At 63.2% G+C, this 15,673-nt stretch carries 14 protein-coding genes and 1 pseudogene; 7 read left to right on the top strand and 8 right to left on the bottom strand.

The features are described 5' to 3' along the window. Nucleotides 1-122: 122 nt before the first annotated feature. The 4 genes from BLR94_RS06215 to ahpC all read right to left on the bottom strand — a co-directional run bounded on the left by BLR94_RS06215 (nt 123) and on the right by ahpC (nt 4,888). Complete coding sequence (locus BLR94_RS06215; RefSeq protein ID WP_084303905.1) at nt 123-1,511, bottom strand: amino acid permease; 1,389 nt, start codon at nt 1,509-1,511, stop codon at nt 123-125. Nucleotides 1,512-1,611: 100 nt separating this feature from the next. Further along, complete coding sequence (gene maiA / locus BLR94_RS06210) at nt 1,612-2,262, bottom strand: maleylacetoacetate isomerase (protein WP_084303904.1); 651 nt, start codon at nt 2,260-2,262, stop codon at nt 1,612-1,614. Between the two features lie 352 nt (nt 2,263-2,614). Further along, nucleotides 2,615-4,168 (bottom strand): alkyl hydroperoxide reductase subunit F, encoded by a 1,554-nt coding sequence (ahpF, locus tag BLR94_RS06205; protein ID WP_084303903.1) that lies wholly within the window; start codon nt 4,166-4,168, stop codon nt 2,615-2,617. Between the two features lie 156 nt (nt 4,169-4,324). Continuing rightward, nucleotides 4,325-4,888, bottom strand: coding sequence for an alkyl hydroperoxide reductase subunit C (ahpC, locus tag BLR94_RS06200; RefSeq protein ID WP_042552238.1), 564 nt, complete (start codon nt 4,886-4,888; stop codon nt 4,325-4,327). Between the two features lie 182 nt (nt 4,889-5,070). Here ahpC and BLR94_RS06195 point away from each other — a divergent pair, with 182 nt between their 5' ends. Together BLR94_RS06195 and BLR94_RS06190 are read left to right on the top strand one after the other, a co-directional pair. Next, nucleotides 5,071-5,871, top strand: coding sequence for a substrate-binding periplasmic protein (locus tag BLR94_RS06195; protein WP_244158103.1), 801 nt, complete (start codon nt 5,071-5,073; stop codon nt 5,869-5,871). An 89-nt stretch (nt 5,872-5,960) separates the two neighbouring features. Further along, entirely contained in the window at nt 5,961-7,157 is a 1,197-nt protein-coding gene (locus tag BLR94_RS06190) for an MFS transporter (protein WP_084303902.1), read from the top strand. A 43-nt stretch (nt 7,158-7,200) separates the two neighbouring features. Here the strand turns inward: BLR94_RS06190 and BLR94_RS06185 are convergent, their stop codons facing one another. Both BLR94_RS06185 and BLR94_RS06180 read right to left on the bottom strand, forming a co-directional pair. Then, complete coding sequence (locus tag BLR94_RS06185) at nt 7,201-7,620, bottom strand: 3-isopropylmalate dehydratase (protein ID WP_084303901.1); 420 nt, start codon at nt 7,618-7,620, stop codon at nt 7,201-7,203. 108 nt (nt 7,621-7,728) lie between these two features. Further along, entirely contained in the window at nt 7,729-8,529 is an 801-nt protein-coding gene (locus BLR94_RS06180; RefSeq protein ID WP_084303900.1) for an AraC family transcriptional regulator, read from the bottom strand. A gap of 98 nt (nt 8,530-8,627) precedes the next feature. Between BLR94_RS06180 and BLR94_RS06175 the strand changes: the two genes are divergently transcribed. Next, complete coding sequence (locus tag BLR94_RS06175) at nt 8,628-9,563, top strand: DMT family transporter (RefSeq protein WP_084303899.1); 936 nt, start codon at nt 8,628-8,630, stop codon at nt 9,561-9,563. Nucleotides 9,564-9,718: 155 nt separating this feature from the next. On the opposite strand, the gene BLR94_RS06170 is transcribed toward BLR94_RS06175, so the two are convergent. Beyond that, entirely contained in the window at nt 9,719-10,159 is a 441-nt protein-coding gene (locus BLR94_RS06170) for an HIT family protein (RefSeq protein ID WP_084303898.1), read from the bottom strand. A 67-nt stretch (nt 10,160-10,226) separates the two neighbouring features. Next, on the bottom strand, nt 10,227-11,510 hold the full coding sequence (locus tag BLR94_RS06165) for an MFS transporter (protein WP_084303897.1): 1,284 nt from the start codon (nt 11,508-11,510) through the stop codon (nt 10,227-10,229). Nucleotides 11,511-11,720: 210 nt separating this feature from the next. Here BLR94_RS06165 and BLR94_RS06160 point away from each other — a divergent pair. From BLR94_RS06160 to BLR94_RS06145, 4 genes and pseudogenes are all read left to right on the top strand, one after another. Beyond that, nucleotides 11,721-11,870 (top strand): annotated as a pseudogene (locus tag BLR94_RS06160) (undecaprenyl-diphosphate phosphatase); the annotation flags it as partial. 213 nt (nt 11,871-12,083) lie between these two features. Next, complete coding sequence (locus BLR94_RS06155; protein WP_084303896.1) at nt 12,084-13,091, top strand: AraC family transcriptional regulator; 1,008 nt, start codon at nt 12,084-12,086, stop codon at nt 13,089-13,091. Nucleotides 13,092-13,220: 129 nt separating this feature from the next. Next, nucleotides 13,221-14,249 (top strand): histone deacetylase family protein, encoded by a 1,029-nt coding sequence (locus BLR94_RS06150; RefSeq protein WP_084303895.1) that lies wholly within the window; start codon nt 13,221-13,223, stop codon nt 14,247-14,249. A 40-nt stretch (nt 14,250-14,289) separates the two neighbouring features. Beyond that, nucleotides 14,290-15,390, top strand: coding sequence for a polyamine ABC transporter substrate-binding protein (locus tag BLR94_RS06145; RefSeq protein WP_084303894.1), 1,101 nt, complete (start codon nt 14,290-14,292; stop codon nt 15,388-15,390). Nucleotides 15,391-15,673 lie beyond the last annotated feature (283 nt).

Genomic DNA, 15,673 nt, shown 5'->3' with positions numbered 1-15,673 from the left:
GTATCACGTTGCCACTATAGCCTTTGATTCATCCTGGGGTTTGCCATAGCGCAACAAAAGGTTGCAGCCCGCCAGATGCCACGAATGACACCCGCAGCCTTGCACTGCGGGTGTTGCAGACCCTAGCGAACGAGCCGACGCTGGCGCAGCTGGAAGCAGCCCCAGATGAACAGCAGCCAGAACGGGATGGCGAACACCGACATGCGAATGCCTGGAATGAACAGCATCACACCCAGGATGAACAGTACGAACGCCAGGCACAGGTAGTTGGCGAAGGGGAACCAGAAGGCCTTGAACGACGGCTCGACGCCTTTGGCCTGCATGGCCTTGCGGAATTTTATGTGGGCCAGGCTGATCATCGCCCAGTTGATCACCAGCGCGGCGACCACCAGGGACATCAGCAGCTCCAGGGCGCTCTTGGGTACCAAATAGTTGACCACCACGCAGACCAGCGTGAAGGCCGCCGAGAAGAAGATCGCCAACACCGGCACACCGCGCTTGTCGACCTTGAGCAACGCACTGGGCGCATTGCCCTGCTCCGCCAGTCCGTAGAGCATGCGGCTGTTGCAGTACACGCCGCTGTTGTAGACCGACAACGCCGCGGTGAGCACCACGAAGTTGAGGATATGCGCAGCGGTATCACTGCCGATCAGCGAGAAGATCTGCACGAAGGGGCTGCTGCCATAGGAATCGCCGCCAGCGGTGAGGGTCGCCACCAGATCGTCCCAGGGGTGCAGCGACAGCAGCACGGTCAGCGCGCCGATATAGAAGATCAGGATGCGATAGACCACCTGGTTGATCGCCTTGGGGATCACCGTCCTCGGCTGATCGGCTTCGGCCGCAGTGATGCCGACCAGCTCCAGGCCACCGAAGGAAAACATGATGATGGCCATCATCATCACCAGCCCCGAGATGCCATTGGGGAAGAAGCCGCCGTGGCTCCACAGGTTGCTCACCGAGGCCTGCTCACCGCCCGCACCGCTGAACAGCAGATAGCCGCCGAGCAGGATCATGCCGAGGATGGCCACCACCTTGATGATCGAGAACCAGAACTCCGCCTCGCCGAATACCCGCACGTTGCTGAGGTTGATGGCGTTGATGGCCACGAAGAACACCGCCGCGGTGGCCCAGGTCGGCACCTCCGGCCACCAGTACTGTACGTACTTGCCCACCGCCGTGAGCTCGGCCATGCCGACCAGCACGTAGAGTACCCAGTAGTTCCAACCCGAGAGGAAGCCCGCGAATGGGCCCCAGTAGGCGTGGGCGAAATGGCTGAAGGAGCCGGCCACCGGCTCTTCGACGATCATCTCGCCAAGCTGGCGCATGATCAGGAAGGCGATGAAGCCGCCAATCGCGTAGCCGAGGATCATCGATGGTCCGGCTGAGGCCATGACCCCGGCCGAACCGAGGAACAGACCGGTACCGATGGCACCGCCCAGGGCAATCAATTGGATATGACGGTTCTTCAGGCCACGCTTGAGCGGGCCTGTCTGGAGCATTTCGCTTGGCATCTGTCACCTGTGGGTGATCGACCGTGACGGGATCGAACCCGCCAGGCTCGTGGCCTGGCGGAATGGCGTGGCTGTCTCGCGGTCATTAGCGGCCGACGGCTCACTGCGCGTCGGGCTGGGCATCCGGTGCGGCTTGCCGGAACGCCTCGAGCGCTTCACAGCGTGCGGTCAGAGCGAGGATGCGTGGGTACGCATCGAGGTCACAGTCGAAACGGCGCGCATTGTACACCTGTGGAAGCAAACAGGCTTCCAGATAGCCGGGCCGCTTGCCCAGGGAAAATGTTTCACCGTACGCCACCAACCCCTGCTCCACGGCGGCCAGGCCCTGGGCCACCCAGTGCCGGTACCAGGCGTTCCTGCCCTCCTCGCTGACGCCAAGCTCGCGCTCGAGATACTGCAGCACCCGCAGGTTGTCGAGCGGATGCACCTCACAGGCGATATGCAGCGCCAGAGCCCTGACCGCCGCGCGCTGTGCCGGGTCGCCGGGCAATATCGGCGGCACCGGGAAGACCTCGTCGAGGTATTCGAGAATCGCCAGGGACTGGGCGATCCGTGTCCCAGCATTTTCCTCATCCACCAGCAGCGGTACCAGCCCCTGGGGATTCAGCGCCCGGTAGGCATCAGCATGCTGCTCACCCCCGTCGCGTACCAGGTGCACCGCAACCTGCCGGTAAGCGAGCCCCTTCAGGTTGAGCGCGATACGCACCCGGTAGGCGGCGCTGGAGCGCCAGTAGCCGTATAACGTCAGCATGATGCCTCCCTATGCCCTGCAGCAATCGGTAATCGCGATGCCCTTCGGCAGGGGATCGTCCACACGCGATACGCTTGCCATACCTGCTGCATCCTCGCACCGCGGCAGCGCTTTTCCCAGGGTCCGCAGGCGAAAGAGGCACTCGAACCGTTACTCGAACAGGCGCACGCCCTGGAAACGCGCCTGGCAAAACCGATCGACCTGCCCTGAAGGAATCAGGCCTGGCCGAGCGGACAAGCGCTGACACCGGTAGGGAGCGGATAGAAAGCGTCGTGCCTGACGGATCCCAGGAAAGCAGGAATGAAAAAGGCGGGCCACCAGGGCCCGCCTTTCATACGTGCGGCTCAGCGCATCAGCTGCGGATCAGGTGATCGAAAGCGCTCAGCGAAGCTTTGGCGCCCTCGCCTACGGCGATGACGATCTGCTTGTACGGCACCGTGGTCACGTCACCTGCGGCGAAGATGCCGGGCAGCGAGGTTTCACCACGAGCGTCGACGATGATCTCGCCACGCTCCGACAGCTCCACCGAGCCCTTCAACCACTCGGAGTTAGGCAGCAGGCCGATCTGCACGAAGATTCCCTCCAACTGCAGCGGGACGAACTCATCGGAGTTGCGGTCCTTGTAGATCAGGCCAGTGACCTTCTGGCCATCGCCCTTCACTTCGCTGGTCAGGGCACTGGTGATCACCTTGACGTTGGGCAGGCTGTAGAGCTTTTTCTGCAACACGGCATCGGCACGCAGCTTGCTGTCGTATTCCAGCAGTGTCACTTCGGCAACGATACCCGCCAGGTCGATGGCCGCTTCCACGCCGGAGTTGCCGCCGCCGACCACTGCCACGCGCTTGCCCTTGAACAGCGGGCCGTCACAGTGCGGGCAGTAGGCCACGCCCTTGTTGCGGTAGTCCTTCTCGCCGGGCACGTTCATCTCTCTCCAGCGCGCACCGGTGGACAGGATCACGGTCTTGGCTTTCAGGCTCGCGCCGCTCTCGAACTTCACCTCGTGCAGACCGCCAGCGCTGGTGGCCGGAATCAGCGCGCTGGCACGCTGCAGGTTCATGATGTCGACGTCGTACTGCCTGACGTGCTCTTCCAGGGCGCGGGCCAGTTTCGGGCCTTCGGTTTCCTGGACCGAGATGAAGTTCTCGATGGCCATGGTATCGAGCACCTGACCGCCGAAGCGCTCGGCGGCGACACCGGTACGGATGCCTTTACGGGCGGCGTAGATGGCTGCCGCAGCACCGGCCGGGCCACCGCCGATGACCAGCACGTCGAAGGCGTCCTTGGCGTTCAGCTTGACCGCATCACGGGCCGAGGCGCCGGTGTCGATCTTGGCGAGGATCTGCTCGGCGTCCATGCGGCCCTGGCCGAACAGCTCGCCGTTCAGGTAGATGCTCGGCACCGACATGATCTGCCGGGACTCGACTTCGTCCTGGAACAGCGCGCCGTCGATGGCCACGTGGCGAATGTTGGGGTTGAGCACGGCCATCAGGTTCAGCGCCTGGACCACGTCCGGGCAGTTCTGGCAGGACAGCGAGAAGTAGGTCTCGAAGTTGAATTCACCTTCGAGGCCGGCGATCTGCTCGATCACTTCGGCCGCCAGCTTCGACGGGTGACCACCGACTTGCAGCAGGGCCAGCACCAGCGAGGTGAATTCGTGGCCCATCGGCAGGCCGGCGAAGCGCAGGCTGATGTTGCCGTTGGGGCGATTCAGGGCGAACGACGGCACGCGGGCGTCGGTGCCATCGGTGTTCAGGGTGATCTTGTCGGTCAGGCTGACGATGTCGTCGAGCAGGCCTTTCAGCTCCTGGGATTTGTCGCTGTCATCGAGGGACGCGACGATCTCGAACGGCTGGCTGACCTTCTCCAGGTAGGCCTTCAACTGGGTTTTAAGCGTGGCGTCCAACATAAACGAGTCCTCAATGACGAAATTCGGGCAATAAAACGCCCGGACGGGTTACGCCCGGGCGCTCGGGCGCGCTTCCAAATCAGTTATTGATTTGATGAGCGCGTAAAACGGATTGGGAAACGTAGCGAGCGACGCCCAGTAGTTTCCCGACCGTTTTTAGATTTTGCCGACCAGGTCCAGGGAAGGAGCCAGAGTCTGAGCGCCTTCTTTCCACTTGGCCGGGCAGACTTCGCCCGGGTGAGCAGCGGTGTATTGGGCTGCTTGCAGCTTGCGCAGGGTCTCGGCCACGTCACGAGCGATCTCGTTGGAGTGGATTTCGACGGTCTTGATCTGGCCTTCCGGGTTGATCACGAAGGTGCCGCGCAGTGCCAGGCCTTCTTCAGCGATGTGCACGCCGAATGCATTGGTGAGCTGGTGAGTCGGGTCGCCGATCAGCGGGAAGCGGGCCTTGCCGACGGCAGGCGACGTTTCGTGCCATACCTTGTGGGAGAAGTGGGTGTCGGTGGTGACGATGTACACCTCGGCGCCGGCCTTCTGGAAGGCTTCGTAGTTGTTGGCGGCGTCTTCGATCTCGGTCGGGCAGTTGAAGGTGAAAGCTGCCGGCATGAAGATCAGTACCGACCACTTGCCCTTCAGGCTTTCTTCGGTGACTTCGATGAATTTGCCATTGTGAAATGCATTGACCTTGAACGGCTGGACTTGAGTGTTAATCAAAGACATCAGTGAACTCCTTGGAGGGTTGAAAAATTTACAGGAGAGATAGTAGCCCCATATGCGTCGAAGAGCCCATTGATTGAAACCATCAATCCAATATGCTCAGTCAATCGACCCATATAAAAAGCCTTTCAAAACAATAATCTAAAGTTTCCGCCTACCGCAACGGACGAGGAAGTCCCGTCACCATGCCCCAGCAGCGCATCGACTCCAGACAACCGATTGTTTCCGACCACAGCCAATCGCGCCAGGTTCGCTACCTGTACTCACGCCTGTGCGCCGCCTTGCTTGCCCTGTTCAGCCTCTGCTGCATCGCCGAGGAACGGCCAATACGCTTCTCGATCACCGAAAGCGGCGTCATGCCGCTGGTCGATATACGCCACGGCGAAGCGGTCGGTGGCATCCTCCATGACTTGCCCATGCGGCTGGCAGCAAAGATCGGCCGCCCAGCCCAACTGCTGGTAATGCCGCGCCTGCGCGTTCAGCGCGCCCTGTTGCACAACGAAATAGACGTGCGCTGCTACGTGAACCCTGGGTGGCTAAGCGAGGACTACCCGGGATACCTGTGGAGCATTCCCTTCATGATGCAGCGCGATCTGCTGGTTGGCCGCAGCCCGCGGCCGACAAGCCCAGACGAGCTGCCCAGGCAATCGATAGGCACGGTGCTCGGTTTCTCCTACCCGACGCTGCATACCCTGTTCATGACCGGCAAGCTGCTGCGCAACGACGGCCGCACCCAGGGCCTGGTACTGAGCAAGCTCGCAGCCGGACGTTACGAATATGCGATCAGCAACGAGCTCGCGCTGCACTGGTACAACCGCCAGAGCGACGATGCCCACACACTGTACGAAGTCCATGAGCTGGCCCGCGACATGGCCGCCTGCCTGGTTCGCGACGCACCGGACGTACCCACCATGCAGTTGCTGCGCGCCATGGAAGAAATGGAGCGCGACGGTGAATTCACGGCCATCCTGCAGCGCTACCGCTGAGCGAGGCTGCGCAACAAAGCGGTTTTCTCGACGGCCCAATGCGTGAATAATGCCCCGCCTGATTCGCCGCACCTTATCGAGGTAGACCCATGAGTGGCCCCGCCCACGACTCCACTCGCCTGAGCGCGGGGGCGATCCTGCTGATCGAACTGGCCCTGGCACTTGGCGGTTTCGCCATCGGCACCAGCGAATTCTCGATCATGGGCTTGATGCCCAACGTAGCCAGTGACCTGGGCGTCAGCGAGCCGCAGGTCGGTCACCTGATCAGCAGCTACGCCCTTGGCGTGGTGGTCGGCGCGCCGATCCTGGCGCTGCTGGGCGCACGCCTGCTGCGCAAGAACCTGTTGCTGCTGTTGATGGGCGTATTCGCCGTGGGCAACCTGGCCAGCGCGCTGGCGCCCGGCTATTCATCGCTGCTGGTATTCCGCTTCTTCGCCGGGCTGCCCCACGGCGCGTATTTCGGTGTCGCCATGCTGGTCGCCGCCTCGATGGCACCGCCGCACAAGCGCGCCAAGGCGGTGAGCCGCGTGCTGATGGGCCTGAGCGTGGCCATTCTGGTCGGCAACCCACTGGCCACCTGGCTGGGGCAGAGCGTCAGTTGGCGCTATGCCTTCGCCCTGGTCAGCGTGATTGCCCTGCTGACCGTGGCAATGGTCGCCCTGTTCCTGCCGCTCGACCGTGACCAGGTGCGCAGCAGCCCGATCAACGAGTTGCGCGCCTTCAACCGTGCGCCCATCTGGCTCGCCCTCGGTATCGGCTCGATCGGTTTCGCGGGGATGTTCTGCGTATTCAGCTACATGGCCCCGACACTGCTGGAAGTCACCCAGGTTCGCCCCGGCATGATCCCGGTCGCCATGGCGGTATTCGGCGTCGGCTGCATCCTCGGCAACATGGCAGGCGGCTGGCTGTTCGACCGCCTGCAGTTCAAGTCGGTAGCCTGGATACTGCTCTGGAGCGCGCTGCTGCTGCTCATGCTGCCTGCGGCCAGCCATTCGATCTGGACGATGCTGCCGGCGATTCTCGCCCTGGGTACCATCGCGGCGCTTTCACCGGCCCTGCAGACCCACCTGATGGATGTGGCGACCGGCGCCCAGACCCTGGCCGCCGCTTCCAATCACGCTGCCTTCAACATCGCCAATGCGCTGGGCCCTTGGCTCGGCGGCCTGGCGATCAGCGCCGGCTTCGGCTGGACGTCGACGGGTTACATCGGCGCGGTAACGGCACTTGCCGGACTGGCGATCTTTGCCTGGGCATGGCACGTCGAACAGGCGTCCAAGCCCGGGTGACCAGCTGACCCGCATGCCCGACGCGGCTCGCGCTGAACAACGATCACTGCTGCTGGATATCGAAGCCGCCGCGGTTCTGGCTGACGATACGCAACTCCGCACTGCCGCTGGCCTCGACCTTGACCGCCACTTCACGGTTGAGGCGCCCCTTGCCGCAGAGGGTTGGGTCCTGGGTATCGGCAGTGATGCCGAGAATATGCCTACCTGCCGGTAACTGAAAACGCGCCTGCTCGCCCACCGCAATGCGTGCGGCGATTCGCCGATCGACCAGCACCGCGACGTAGCAACCACCGCCCATCAGGCCGAGATCACGGGTGACCACGACCTCGCCGCCACCGTTGACCGGCGCCTGATGCGCCAGCAGGCGCTCGGCCGGCACGCTCACGAGCTTATCGGCATCAGCCTGATACGAAGAACAGCCAACCAACGCCAGCAGAGGCAGTACGGCAAAGATCGAACGCATGGGTTCCCTCCATGGGAATCGCGGTGAGGTTGCCGGATATGACCGGCACGCGGTCTCGACAGTGCCATAAATCCAAGCGGCACTCACGCAGAGATTCCTGGCGGGCGTCTAACGTTGTCGCGGCAGATTGCCCTTGCGGTATTCATCGGGCGACACGCCCATCAGCCGCCGAAACATGCTGATGAACGCCGATGCACTGCTGTAGCCCAGATCGAGGGCGATGTGCTCCACCGTGTGGCCGCGCTCCAGCTGGGCCAGCGCGGCCACCACACGCAGGCGCTGCCGCCACTGTGCGAAGGACATGCCCAGATCCCGCCGGCAGCGACGCATCAGGGTGCGTTCGGTGGTGTTGGCCAGGCTCGCCAGTTGCGCCAGGCAACGGGGGTCGGCGGGATTGCCGGTCAACTGCCGAAGCACGGGTCCCAGCAGCGGGTCGCTGGAACTGGGCAGGTAGCTGCCGACCTTGGGTGCCCTGGCCAGCTTGTCCAACAGCAGTTGCAACTGCCGCTGGTTCTCGGCCTGCCGCGAGGCCTCGGCCGGAGACTCGCGCAGGTCGTCGAGCAGGGCACGTACCAGCGGCGTCAGGCTCAGAGCACAGGGCGCGCAAGGCAGTTCGCGGCAATGCTCGGGGATAACATACAGGGAGCAGTGGCAGGCCGCATGACGATTGAAACCGATGTGTTCCAGATCAGGTGGCAGCCAGATACCGTACTGCGGCGGCGCCAGGTAATGACGTCCCTCGACCTCGATTTCCATGACGCCGCTAAAGGCGTAGACGAACTCGCCCCAGGGGTGACGATGCCGTGGATAGGTCGCGTGTGCCGGCACACTGGCCATGCGAAAGAACAGCGGCGCCGGCAAGGCATCGCTGAACGGGGGGATCTGCAGTCGCGGGGCGTCGGTGCTCATCGCTCTGGCGGATAACCGCTATGCACTGTCGGCTTTGGACTATATCAGTAGAAATCGCCAGTACCATAATGACCGGCGATTCCTCCAGCAGGCGACCCATGGACACGCGCAAGAATATCGACGGGCTGGCCGGGACCATGATGGTCGTGCTGTGCATGGTCTGGGGACTGCAGCAGGTGATACTCAAGGCGGCGGCCGAGGATGTCACGCCGATGCTGATGCTCGCCCTGCGCTCCGGGATCGCTGCCGTCTTGGTCGTGCTGCTGATGGTCTGGCGCCGCGACGGCCTGTCGCTGCGTGCAGGCAACTGGCGGCCGGGTCTAGTGATCGGCTTTTTATTCGCGATGGAATTCATGCTGGTCGGCGAGGGTCTGCGCCGGACCAGCGCCTCGCACATGGTTATTTTCCTCTACACCGCGCCGATCTTCGCCGCGCTGGGACTGCACTGGCGGTTGCCTGCCGAGCGACTGAAACGGCTGCAGTGGCTGGGCATCGGGGTAGCCTTCGTGGGTATCGTGGTGGCCTTCGCCGGGCGCGCCCCCGATCACGCCACGCGCGATAGCGGTCAGCAGGTACTCGGCGATCTCCTCGGCGTGCTCGGCGCGATGGCCTGGGGCGCGACCACGGTGGTGGTGCGTTGCTCACGGCTATCCAGCGCGCCGGTGACGCAGACGCTGCTCTACCAGTTGCTTGGCGGTTTCCTGCTGCTGATGCTGGTCTGCACACTGACCGGGCAACTGCGTTTCAACCCGACCCCGCTGGCAATAGGCAGCCTGGCGTTCCAGGCGCTACTGGTATCGTTCGCGAGCTTCCTGGCCTGGTTCTGGCTGCTGCGCAATTACCTCGCCTCGCGACTGGGCGTGTTGTCGTTCATGACGCCGATGTTCGGCATCGTGTTCGGCGTATGGCTGCTCGACGAGCCGCTGGAAATCAACTTCATCGCCGGCGCCCTGCTGGTGCTGTGCGGCATCCTGATGGTCAGCGGTTACGAATGGTTGAGCCAGTGGCTGAAACGGCGGCGGCTGAGGCCCTGACGAGTGTCGTCGCTTGCTTGCTCCCGCAGGCGGCCTCTATCCATCCATTGCGCGATAGTCGCAATGGCGGACAACGAGAGCGTTTGGCTATACGCGCGCTCCCGCCTCTTCTACTGCCGCTGAAGCCCTGCCGCAATAGCGAAGGGCCTTCGTATTCAAACCGTCTGGAAACGCTTCGCCAGCCTGGCCTGCAGCTTCTCCAGCTCGGCCGGGTCGGCTTTGCCGCTGGCATGGTTCTGCAAACCCTGCTCGGTGAAGCGCGGAATCACGTGCACATGGATGTGATAGACGGTCTGCCCTGCCGGCGCACCGTTGAACTGTGCGATCTGCACGCCGTCGGGCTTCAGTTCGTCGGCCAGTACACGGGCGACCTTCTGGACAGCCAGGGTCAGGCTGGTCAGGTTCTCGGCATCGATCTCGAGGAGATTGCGAGCCTCGGCGCGCTTGGGAATCACCAGCGTGTGGCCGAAGGACTGCGGGAACAGGTCGAGGAACACCAGTACGTCGTCGTCTTCGTACAGCCTATAGCAGGGCATCTCGCCACGAATGATCTTGGCGAAGATGTTCTGCGAATCGTAATCGCCGTAAAGGCTCATGGGCTTCTCCTTGATGTCGTGTACGCACCATACCGGCTTGGCCTGGTGAAACGGAATAGGCACGCGTTCATCGGCCGTTGCGCAACAAACCCAGACCGATGACGACGCCCAGTGCGCATAGCGCGATCAAGTAATAGGCCGGCCCCAGCGGGCTCCATTTCACCAGCAGGGAGACGGCCACCGGGGTCAGGCCACCGAACACCGCGTAGGCCATGTTGTAGGAGAACGACAGCCCGCTGAAGCGCACTCGCGGCGGAAAGGCGTTGACCATCACGAACGGCACCGCGCCGATGGTGCCGACGAACAGGCCGACCAGCGCATACAACGGGAACAGCCAGTGCGGGTTGGCATGCAGGCCGCTGAAGAACAACCAGACCGAAACCGCCAACGCACTGCAGCCGACCACCAGCACGCGGCCGGCACCGAGGCGATCGCACAACGCACCGCTGATGACGCAACCGATGCTGAGCATGACGATGGCCAGGCTATTGGCCTGCAGCGAGGTCACGGCGTCGAACCCATAGAACGTCTGCAGGAAGGTCGGCGTCATCAGGATCGCCACCACGATGCCAGCCGACAGCAGCCAGGTCAGCAGCATCGAAACCGCCACCGCGCCGCGATGATCGCGTACCACGGTTTTCAGCGGCAACTCTTCGGACAGCGCCTTGCGCTGCTGCATTTCGGTGAACACCGGTGTTTCGTGCAACCATTGGCGCAGGTACACGGCGAACAGGCCGAAGACGCCACCGAGCAGGAACGGCAGGCGCCAGGCCCAGTCGAGCACTTCCTGTTCGGTGTAGAGGCTGTTGATCAGGGTGGCCATCAGCGAGCCGAGCAGGATGCCGGAAGTCAGGCCACAGGTCAGCGTGCCGCACGCGTAGCCGATGTGACGCGCCGGTACGTGCTCGGACACGAACACCCAGGCGCCAGGCACCTCGCCGCCGATCGCCGCCCCCTGGATCATGCGCATGAGCAGCAACAGCAGCGGCGCGAAAATGCCGATCTGCGCGTAGGTCGGCAGCAGGCCCATGATCAGCGTCGGTACCGCCATCATGAGGATGCTCAGGGTGAACATGCGCTTGCGGCCGATCAGGTCGCCGAAATGCGCCATGATGATGCCGCCCAGAGGGCGCGCCAGGTAGCCCGCTGCAAAGATGCCGAAGGTCTGCAGCATGCGCAGCCAGTCAGGCATGTCCGGCGGGAAGAACAGCTTGCCGACCACCGTGGCGAAGAACACATAGATGATGAAGTCGTAAAACTCCAGCGCGCCGCCCAGGGCAGAGAGGGACAGGGTCTTGTAGTCGCTACGGGTCAGGGGCCGGCCAGGTGCGGGCGATGCTGCGCGGTGCATGGAGAAATCTCGTGGGATCTTCGGGAGGTCACGGCAGGGAGCATCCGGCCGGGGGCACACACGATAGCAAATCCGTAGCCAAGCGGCCTGTCATGCAAACGATTTTCGAGGAATCGATCGACAGCTTGGAGAAAAATTGCGCTCACCGATTCGTACCCGCAGTCCGCGTTCACTCACGCCCTCTTATGGAAGCCCTTGGACTGACTCCACCTGCTCATCCTCTCGCTCATCCAGGGCACTACCGAATTCATTCCCGTCTCCTCCTCCGCGCACCTGATCCTGCCCTCGCAGTTGCTGGGCTGGCCCGATCAGGACCCGGCTTGCGACATCGTCGTACACGTCGGCACCCTGATGGCCGTGGCGCTCTAAATCGCCCAGGTCGAGCGCCGCGACATCCGGAAAGCATGCCCTGGGTATCGCTTCGCTCAACGCCAGACGACCGGCCGGCTCGGCGTTACCTTCTCCTACATGGGGCAGCGCCGCGCTTCAGCGCAAACCCTGAGGACGCTGTGCATCAGGCGCAAGGCACGCTTATTGCCTCGTTCTCGGGTCTGTTCCGAGAAGGCCTTCGCCATGCTGCACTCCCACCTGACCACCCTGCATGCCGTCGTTCTGGCCCTCGATACCCTTTGCCAGAACGGCGATTGCAATGCCCATGAGCTCCTGGCCGGCAGCGGCATCGCCGCAGCGGATCTGCAGCGCCCGGAGATGCGCATCAGCATCGCCCAGGAACGCCAGGTGTTCCGCAACGCCACCGGTTGGCGCCAGGATCTCGGCTTGCTGCTCGGCAGGCGCATGCATGTGTCGTCCTACGGCCTGCTGGGCTTCAGCCTGCTTTCGGCGCCGACATTGGGTGAGGCACTGGCGGTGGCCTTCAGTTTTCCCGCGCTGCTTGGCACACTCTTCGATCTGCGGCTGCACCGCGACGGTTCGCGCGCCTGGATCGAGGCCAGCCATTATCGCGATACGGCCGAACTGGAGACCTTCAACACCGAGTTCTGCCTGGCCTCTCTGAAGCTGATCTGCGACGACCTGCTGGGCCGCCCCCTGCCCCTGGAGGCGGCCCGTTTCAGCCATAGGGCACCCCGTTACCAGCGTCAGTACCGCCGGGATTTCGCCTGCGCGGTACGCTTCAATGCCGCCGACAACGCCATCGTTTTCGACAGCCAGTGGCTGGATCGGCGCCTGCCCCTGGCAGACCCGGTAACCCACCGCGACACCTTGGAACGCTGCCGCCAATTGAACCGCGAGTTCATCTCCCACCAGGCGCTGATTTCCCGCGTCCGCCAGTTGCTCGCCAGCCAGTTGCCAATGGCGCCCGGCCTGGATGGACTGGCGCGCCAGTTGCGTTGCTCGTCGCGCACCCTGCGCCGCCAGTTGCAGGAGGTCGGCAGCAGCTACCAGACCCTGCTCGATGAGTTGCGCTTCGAGCAGGCACGCCAGTTGCTGGACCAGGAGCGGCTGCCCGTCGCGCGTATCGCCGAAGCGCTGGGCTACAGCGAGACCGCCAGTTTCCGGCATGCCTTCCAGCGCTGGAGCGGTGTTTCACCCAGCCGCTATCGGCGCCCGGCCAACGCTTAGGACCTGCACCGATACGGATCGCTGGCGCGCCATTTCGTGGCCACATCTATCCCTTTTTGGCCGTTGCGCTCATTTCACCAGAATCGGTTCCGGGCAAAGAATGCAGGCATCCCAGTCGGAGAATCGAGCATGCGTACGATCTACAGCGATGACCATCACCTGCATCATGGTCGCTGCGAAATCATCGACGGGGAGCTCAAGCCCTGTTTCGAAATGCCCTCGCGGGCCGACCATGTGCTCGCCCGCGTGCGCCAGCAGCGATTGGGTGAGGTCATCACCCCGAGCGACTTCGGCCGGGCGCCGATCGAACGCATTCATCACCGCGACTACCTGAGTTTTTTCGAAGGCGCCTGGGCACGCTGGGCCGCCATGGGGCGTGACGGTGACCTGATGCCCTTCACCTGGCCGGCCCGCACCCTGCGCAGCGTGGTACCGGACAACCTGCATGGTCAGCTGGGTTATTACAGTTTCGACGGCGGCGCACCGATTACCGCCGGCACCTGGCAGGCCGCCTGGAGTGCCGCCCAGGTCGCCCTTAGCGGGCAGAAGCTTATCAGCGATGGTGCCACTGGCGCCTTCGCCCTCTGTCGCCCACCAGGCCACCACGCTGCTGCCGACCTGATGGGTGGCTACTGCTACCTGAACAATGCCGCCATCGCCGCTCAGGCCTTCCTGGATCAGGGCTGCAAACGGGTCGCCATCCTCGACGTGGACTATCACCACGGCAATGGCACCCAGTCGATCTTCTACGACCGCAGCGACGTGCTGTTCGTCTCGATCCACGGCCACCCGGCCTTCGAATTCCCGTTCTTCCTCGGTTACCAGGACGAGCTTGGCGCAGGCGCCGGAGAAGGCTTCAACCTCAATCTGCCGCTGGCTTCCGGCAGTGCCTGGGAGCAATGGAGCGCAGCGCTGGAAAGCGCCTGCGCGCGCATCGACGATTACGCGGCGGACGTGATCGTGGTGTCGCTGGGCGTGGACACCTTCAAGGAAGACCCGATTTCCCAGTTCAAGCTCGATAGCCCCGACTACCTGCGCATGGGCGAACGCATCGCCCGCCTCGGCAAACCCACCCTGTTCGTGATGGAAGGGGGCTATGCCGTCGAGGAGATCGGCGTCAATGCGGTGAACGTCCTGGAAGGTTTCGAAGGCGCCTGAGCCTACTGCCGACAACTACGAAAACTCGGAGCACATAACGATGAAAAATCTCCACCGTCTGTTCGGCGCCACCCTCTGCGGCGCGACCCTGCTGGTCGGCAGCGCCATGGCCGAGGCCCGGGAGCTGCGGGTCTACAACTGGGCCGACTACATCCTGCCGCAGACCCTCAAGGACTTCGAGCAGAAAAGCGGCGTCAAGCTGACCTGGGATACCTTCGAAACCAACGAGGCGCTGGAAGCCAAACTGCTCACCGGCAACTCGGGCTACGACCTGGTGGTGCCGTCCAACATGTTCCTCGACACCCAGATCAAGGCCGGCGTGTTCCAGAAACTCGACAAGAGCAAGCTGCCCAACTGGAAGAACCTCGACCCCGCGCTGCTCAAGCTGCTGGAGACCAACGACCCCGGCAACCAGTACGGCGTGCCCTACATGTATGGCACCGTGCTGATCGGCTTCAATCCGGACAAGGTCAAGGCCGCCCTCGGCGCCGATGCGCCCGTGGACAGCTGGGATCTGGTGTTCAAACCCGAGAACATGGAGAAGCTCAAGCAATGCGGCGTCGCCATGCTCGATGCGCCGAACGAGATTTTGCCGCTGGCGCTGCACTACCTGGGTTTGCCGCCGAACAGCAGCAACCCGGCTGACTACGACAAGGCCACCGAGCTGATGATGAGCATCCGCCCGTACGTGACCTATTTCCACTCGGCCAAGTACATGACCGACATCGCCAACGGCGACATCTGCGTGGCCATCGGCTATTCGGGCAGCTTCTACCAGTTCGCCAACCGGGCCAAGGAAGCGGGCAACGGCGTGAAGGTCGAATGGCGCCTGCCGAAGGAAGGCGCGCCAATCTGGTTCGACACCTTCGCAATTCCGGCCAGCGCCAGGAATGTCGAGGAAGCCCATGAGTTCCTCAACAACCTGCTCGACCCGAAAGTGATCGCACCAATCAGTGATTTCCTCGGCTACCCGAACCCCAACAAGCCAGGCATGCTGCTGGTGGACAAGGCGATCAGCGACAACGCCGACCTGACCCCGACCGCCGAGGGGCAGAAGACGCTCTACAGCGTCGAGCCCCTGCCGCAGAAAGTCGAACGGGTACGCACCCGCGCCTGGACCAAGATCAAGAGCGGCAACTGAGGCATCGCCCCCGTACGGTTCCCGGTCGCCAGATGGCCGGGAGCAGGCCCGCTGATGGTGGGTGCGCCGCAACGGCGCCTCACACCGCGAAACCGGCAGCGCGGCCAGGCCAGGTCGCAGTGGCATGGCGACGCCAGTCGGGTTACGGGAACCAAGCCGACGACGCCGCCCTCGGATGCTAGGGTCGGTGATGCGTCGTTGAAAATCGGTTCGCAATGCTCATTTACAGCTCGTAACCTCGGATGCGGGCCCGGTGCGTTGCTCACCGATTGTAGCCTCGCCT

This window comes from Phytopseudomonas flavescens, assembly GCF_900100535.1.
GTDB lineage: Bacteria > Pseudomonadota > Gammaproteobacteria > Pseudomonadales > Pseudomonadaceae > Aquipseudomonas > Aquipseudomonas flavescens.
The sequence above is the reverse complement of the archived record's forward strand: the minus strand, read 5'-3'. Positions and strand labels throughout refer to the sequence as shown.

What these genes read in the sequence shown, in the direction of transcription:
- BLR94_RS06185 (WP_084303901.1), bottom strand. Translation starts at nt 7,620, where the DNA reads ATGCGTTCGATCTTTGCCGTACTGCCTCTGCTGGCGTTGGTTGGCTGT.
- ahpC (WP_042552238.1), bottom strand. Translation starts at nt 4,888, where the DNA reads ATGTCTTTGATTAACACTCAAGTCCAGCCGTTCAAGGTCAATGCATTT.
- BLR94_RS06195 (WP_244158103.1), top strand. Translation starts at nt 5,071, where the DNA reads ATGCCCCAGCAGCGCATCGACTCCAGACAACCGATTGTTTCCGACCAC.
- BLR94_RS06150 (WP_084303895.1), top strand. Translation starts at nt 13,221, where the DNA reads ATGCGTACGATCTACAGCGATGACCATCACCTGCATCATGGTCGCTGC.
- BLR94_RS06190 (WP_084303902.1), top strand. Translation starts at nt 5,961, where the DNA reads ATGAGTGGCCCCGCCCACGACTCCACTCGCCTGAGCGCGGGGGCGATC.
- BLR94_RS06180 (WP_084303900.1), bottom strand. Translation starts at nt 8,529, where the DNA reads ATGAGCACCGACGCCCCGCGACTGCAGATCCCCCCGTTCAGCGATGCC.
- ahpF (WP_084303903.1), bottom strand. Translation starts at nt 4,168, where the DNA reads ATGTTGGACGCCACGCTTAAAACCCAGTTGAAGGCCTACCTGGAGAAG.
- maiA (WP_084303904.1), bottom strand. Translation starts at nt 2,262, where the DNA reads ATGCTGACGTTATACGGCTACTGGCGCTCCAGCGCCGCCTACCGGGTG.
- BLR94_RS06170 (WP_084303898.1), bottom strand. Translation starts at nt 10,159, where the DNA reads ATGAGCCTTTACGGCGATTACGATTCGCAGAACATCTTCGCCAAGATC.
- BLR94_RS06175 (WP_084303899.1), top strand. Translation starts at nt 8,628, where the DNA reads ATGGACACGCGCAAGAATATCGACGGGCTGGCCGGGACCATGATGGTC.
- BLR94_RS06215 (WP_084303905.1), bottom strand. Translation starts at nt 1,511, where the DNA reads ATGCCAAGCGAAATGCTCCAGACAGGCCCGCTCAAGCGTGGCCTGAAG.
- BLR94_RS06165 (WP_084303897.1), bottom strand. Translation starts at nt 11,510, where the DNA reads ATGCACCGCGCAGCATCGCCCGCACCTGGCCGGCCCCTGACCCGTAGC.
- BLR94_RS06145 (WP_084303894.1), top strand. Translation starts at nt 14,290, where the DNA reads ATGAAAAATCTCCACCGTCTGTTCGGCGCCACCCTCTGCGGCGCGACC.
- BLR94_RS06155 (WP_084303896.1), top strand. Translation starts at nt 12,084, where the DNA reads ATGCTGCACTCCCACCTGACCACCCTGCATGCCGTCGTTCTGGCCCTC.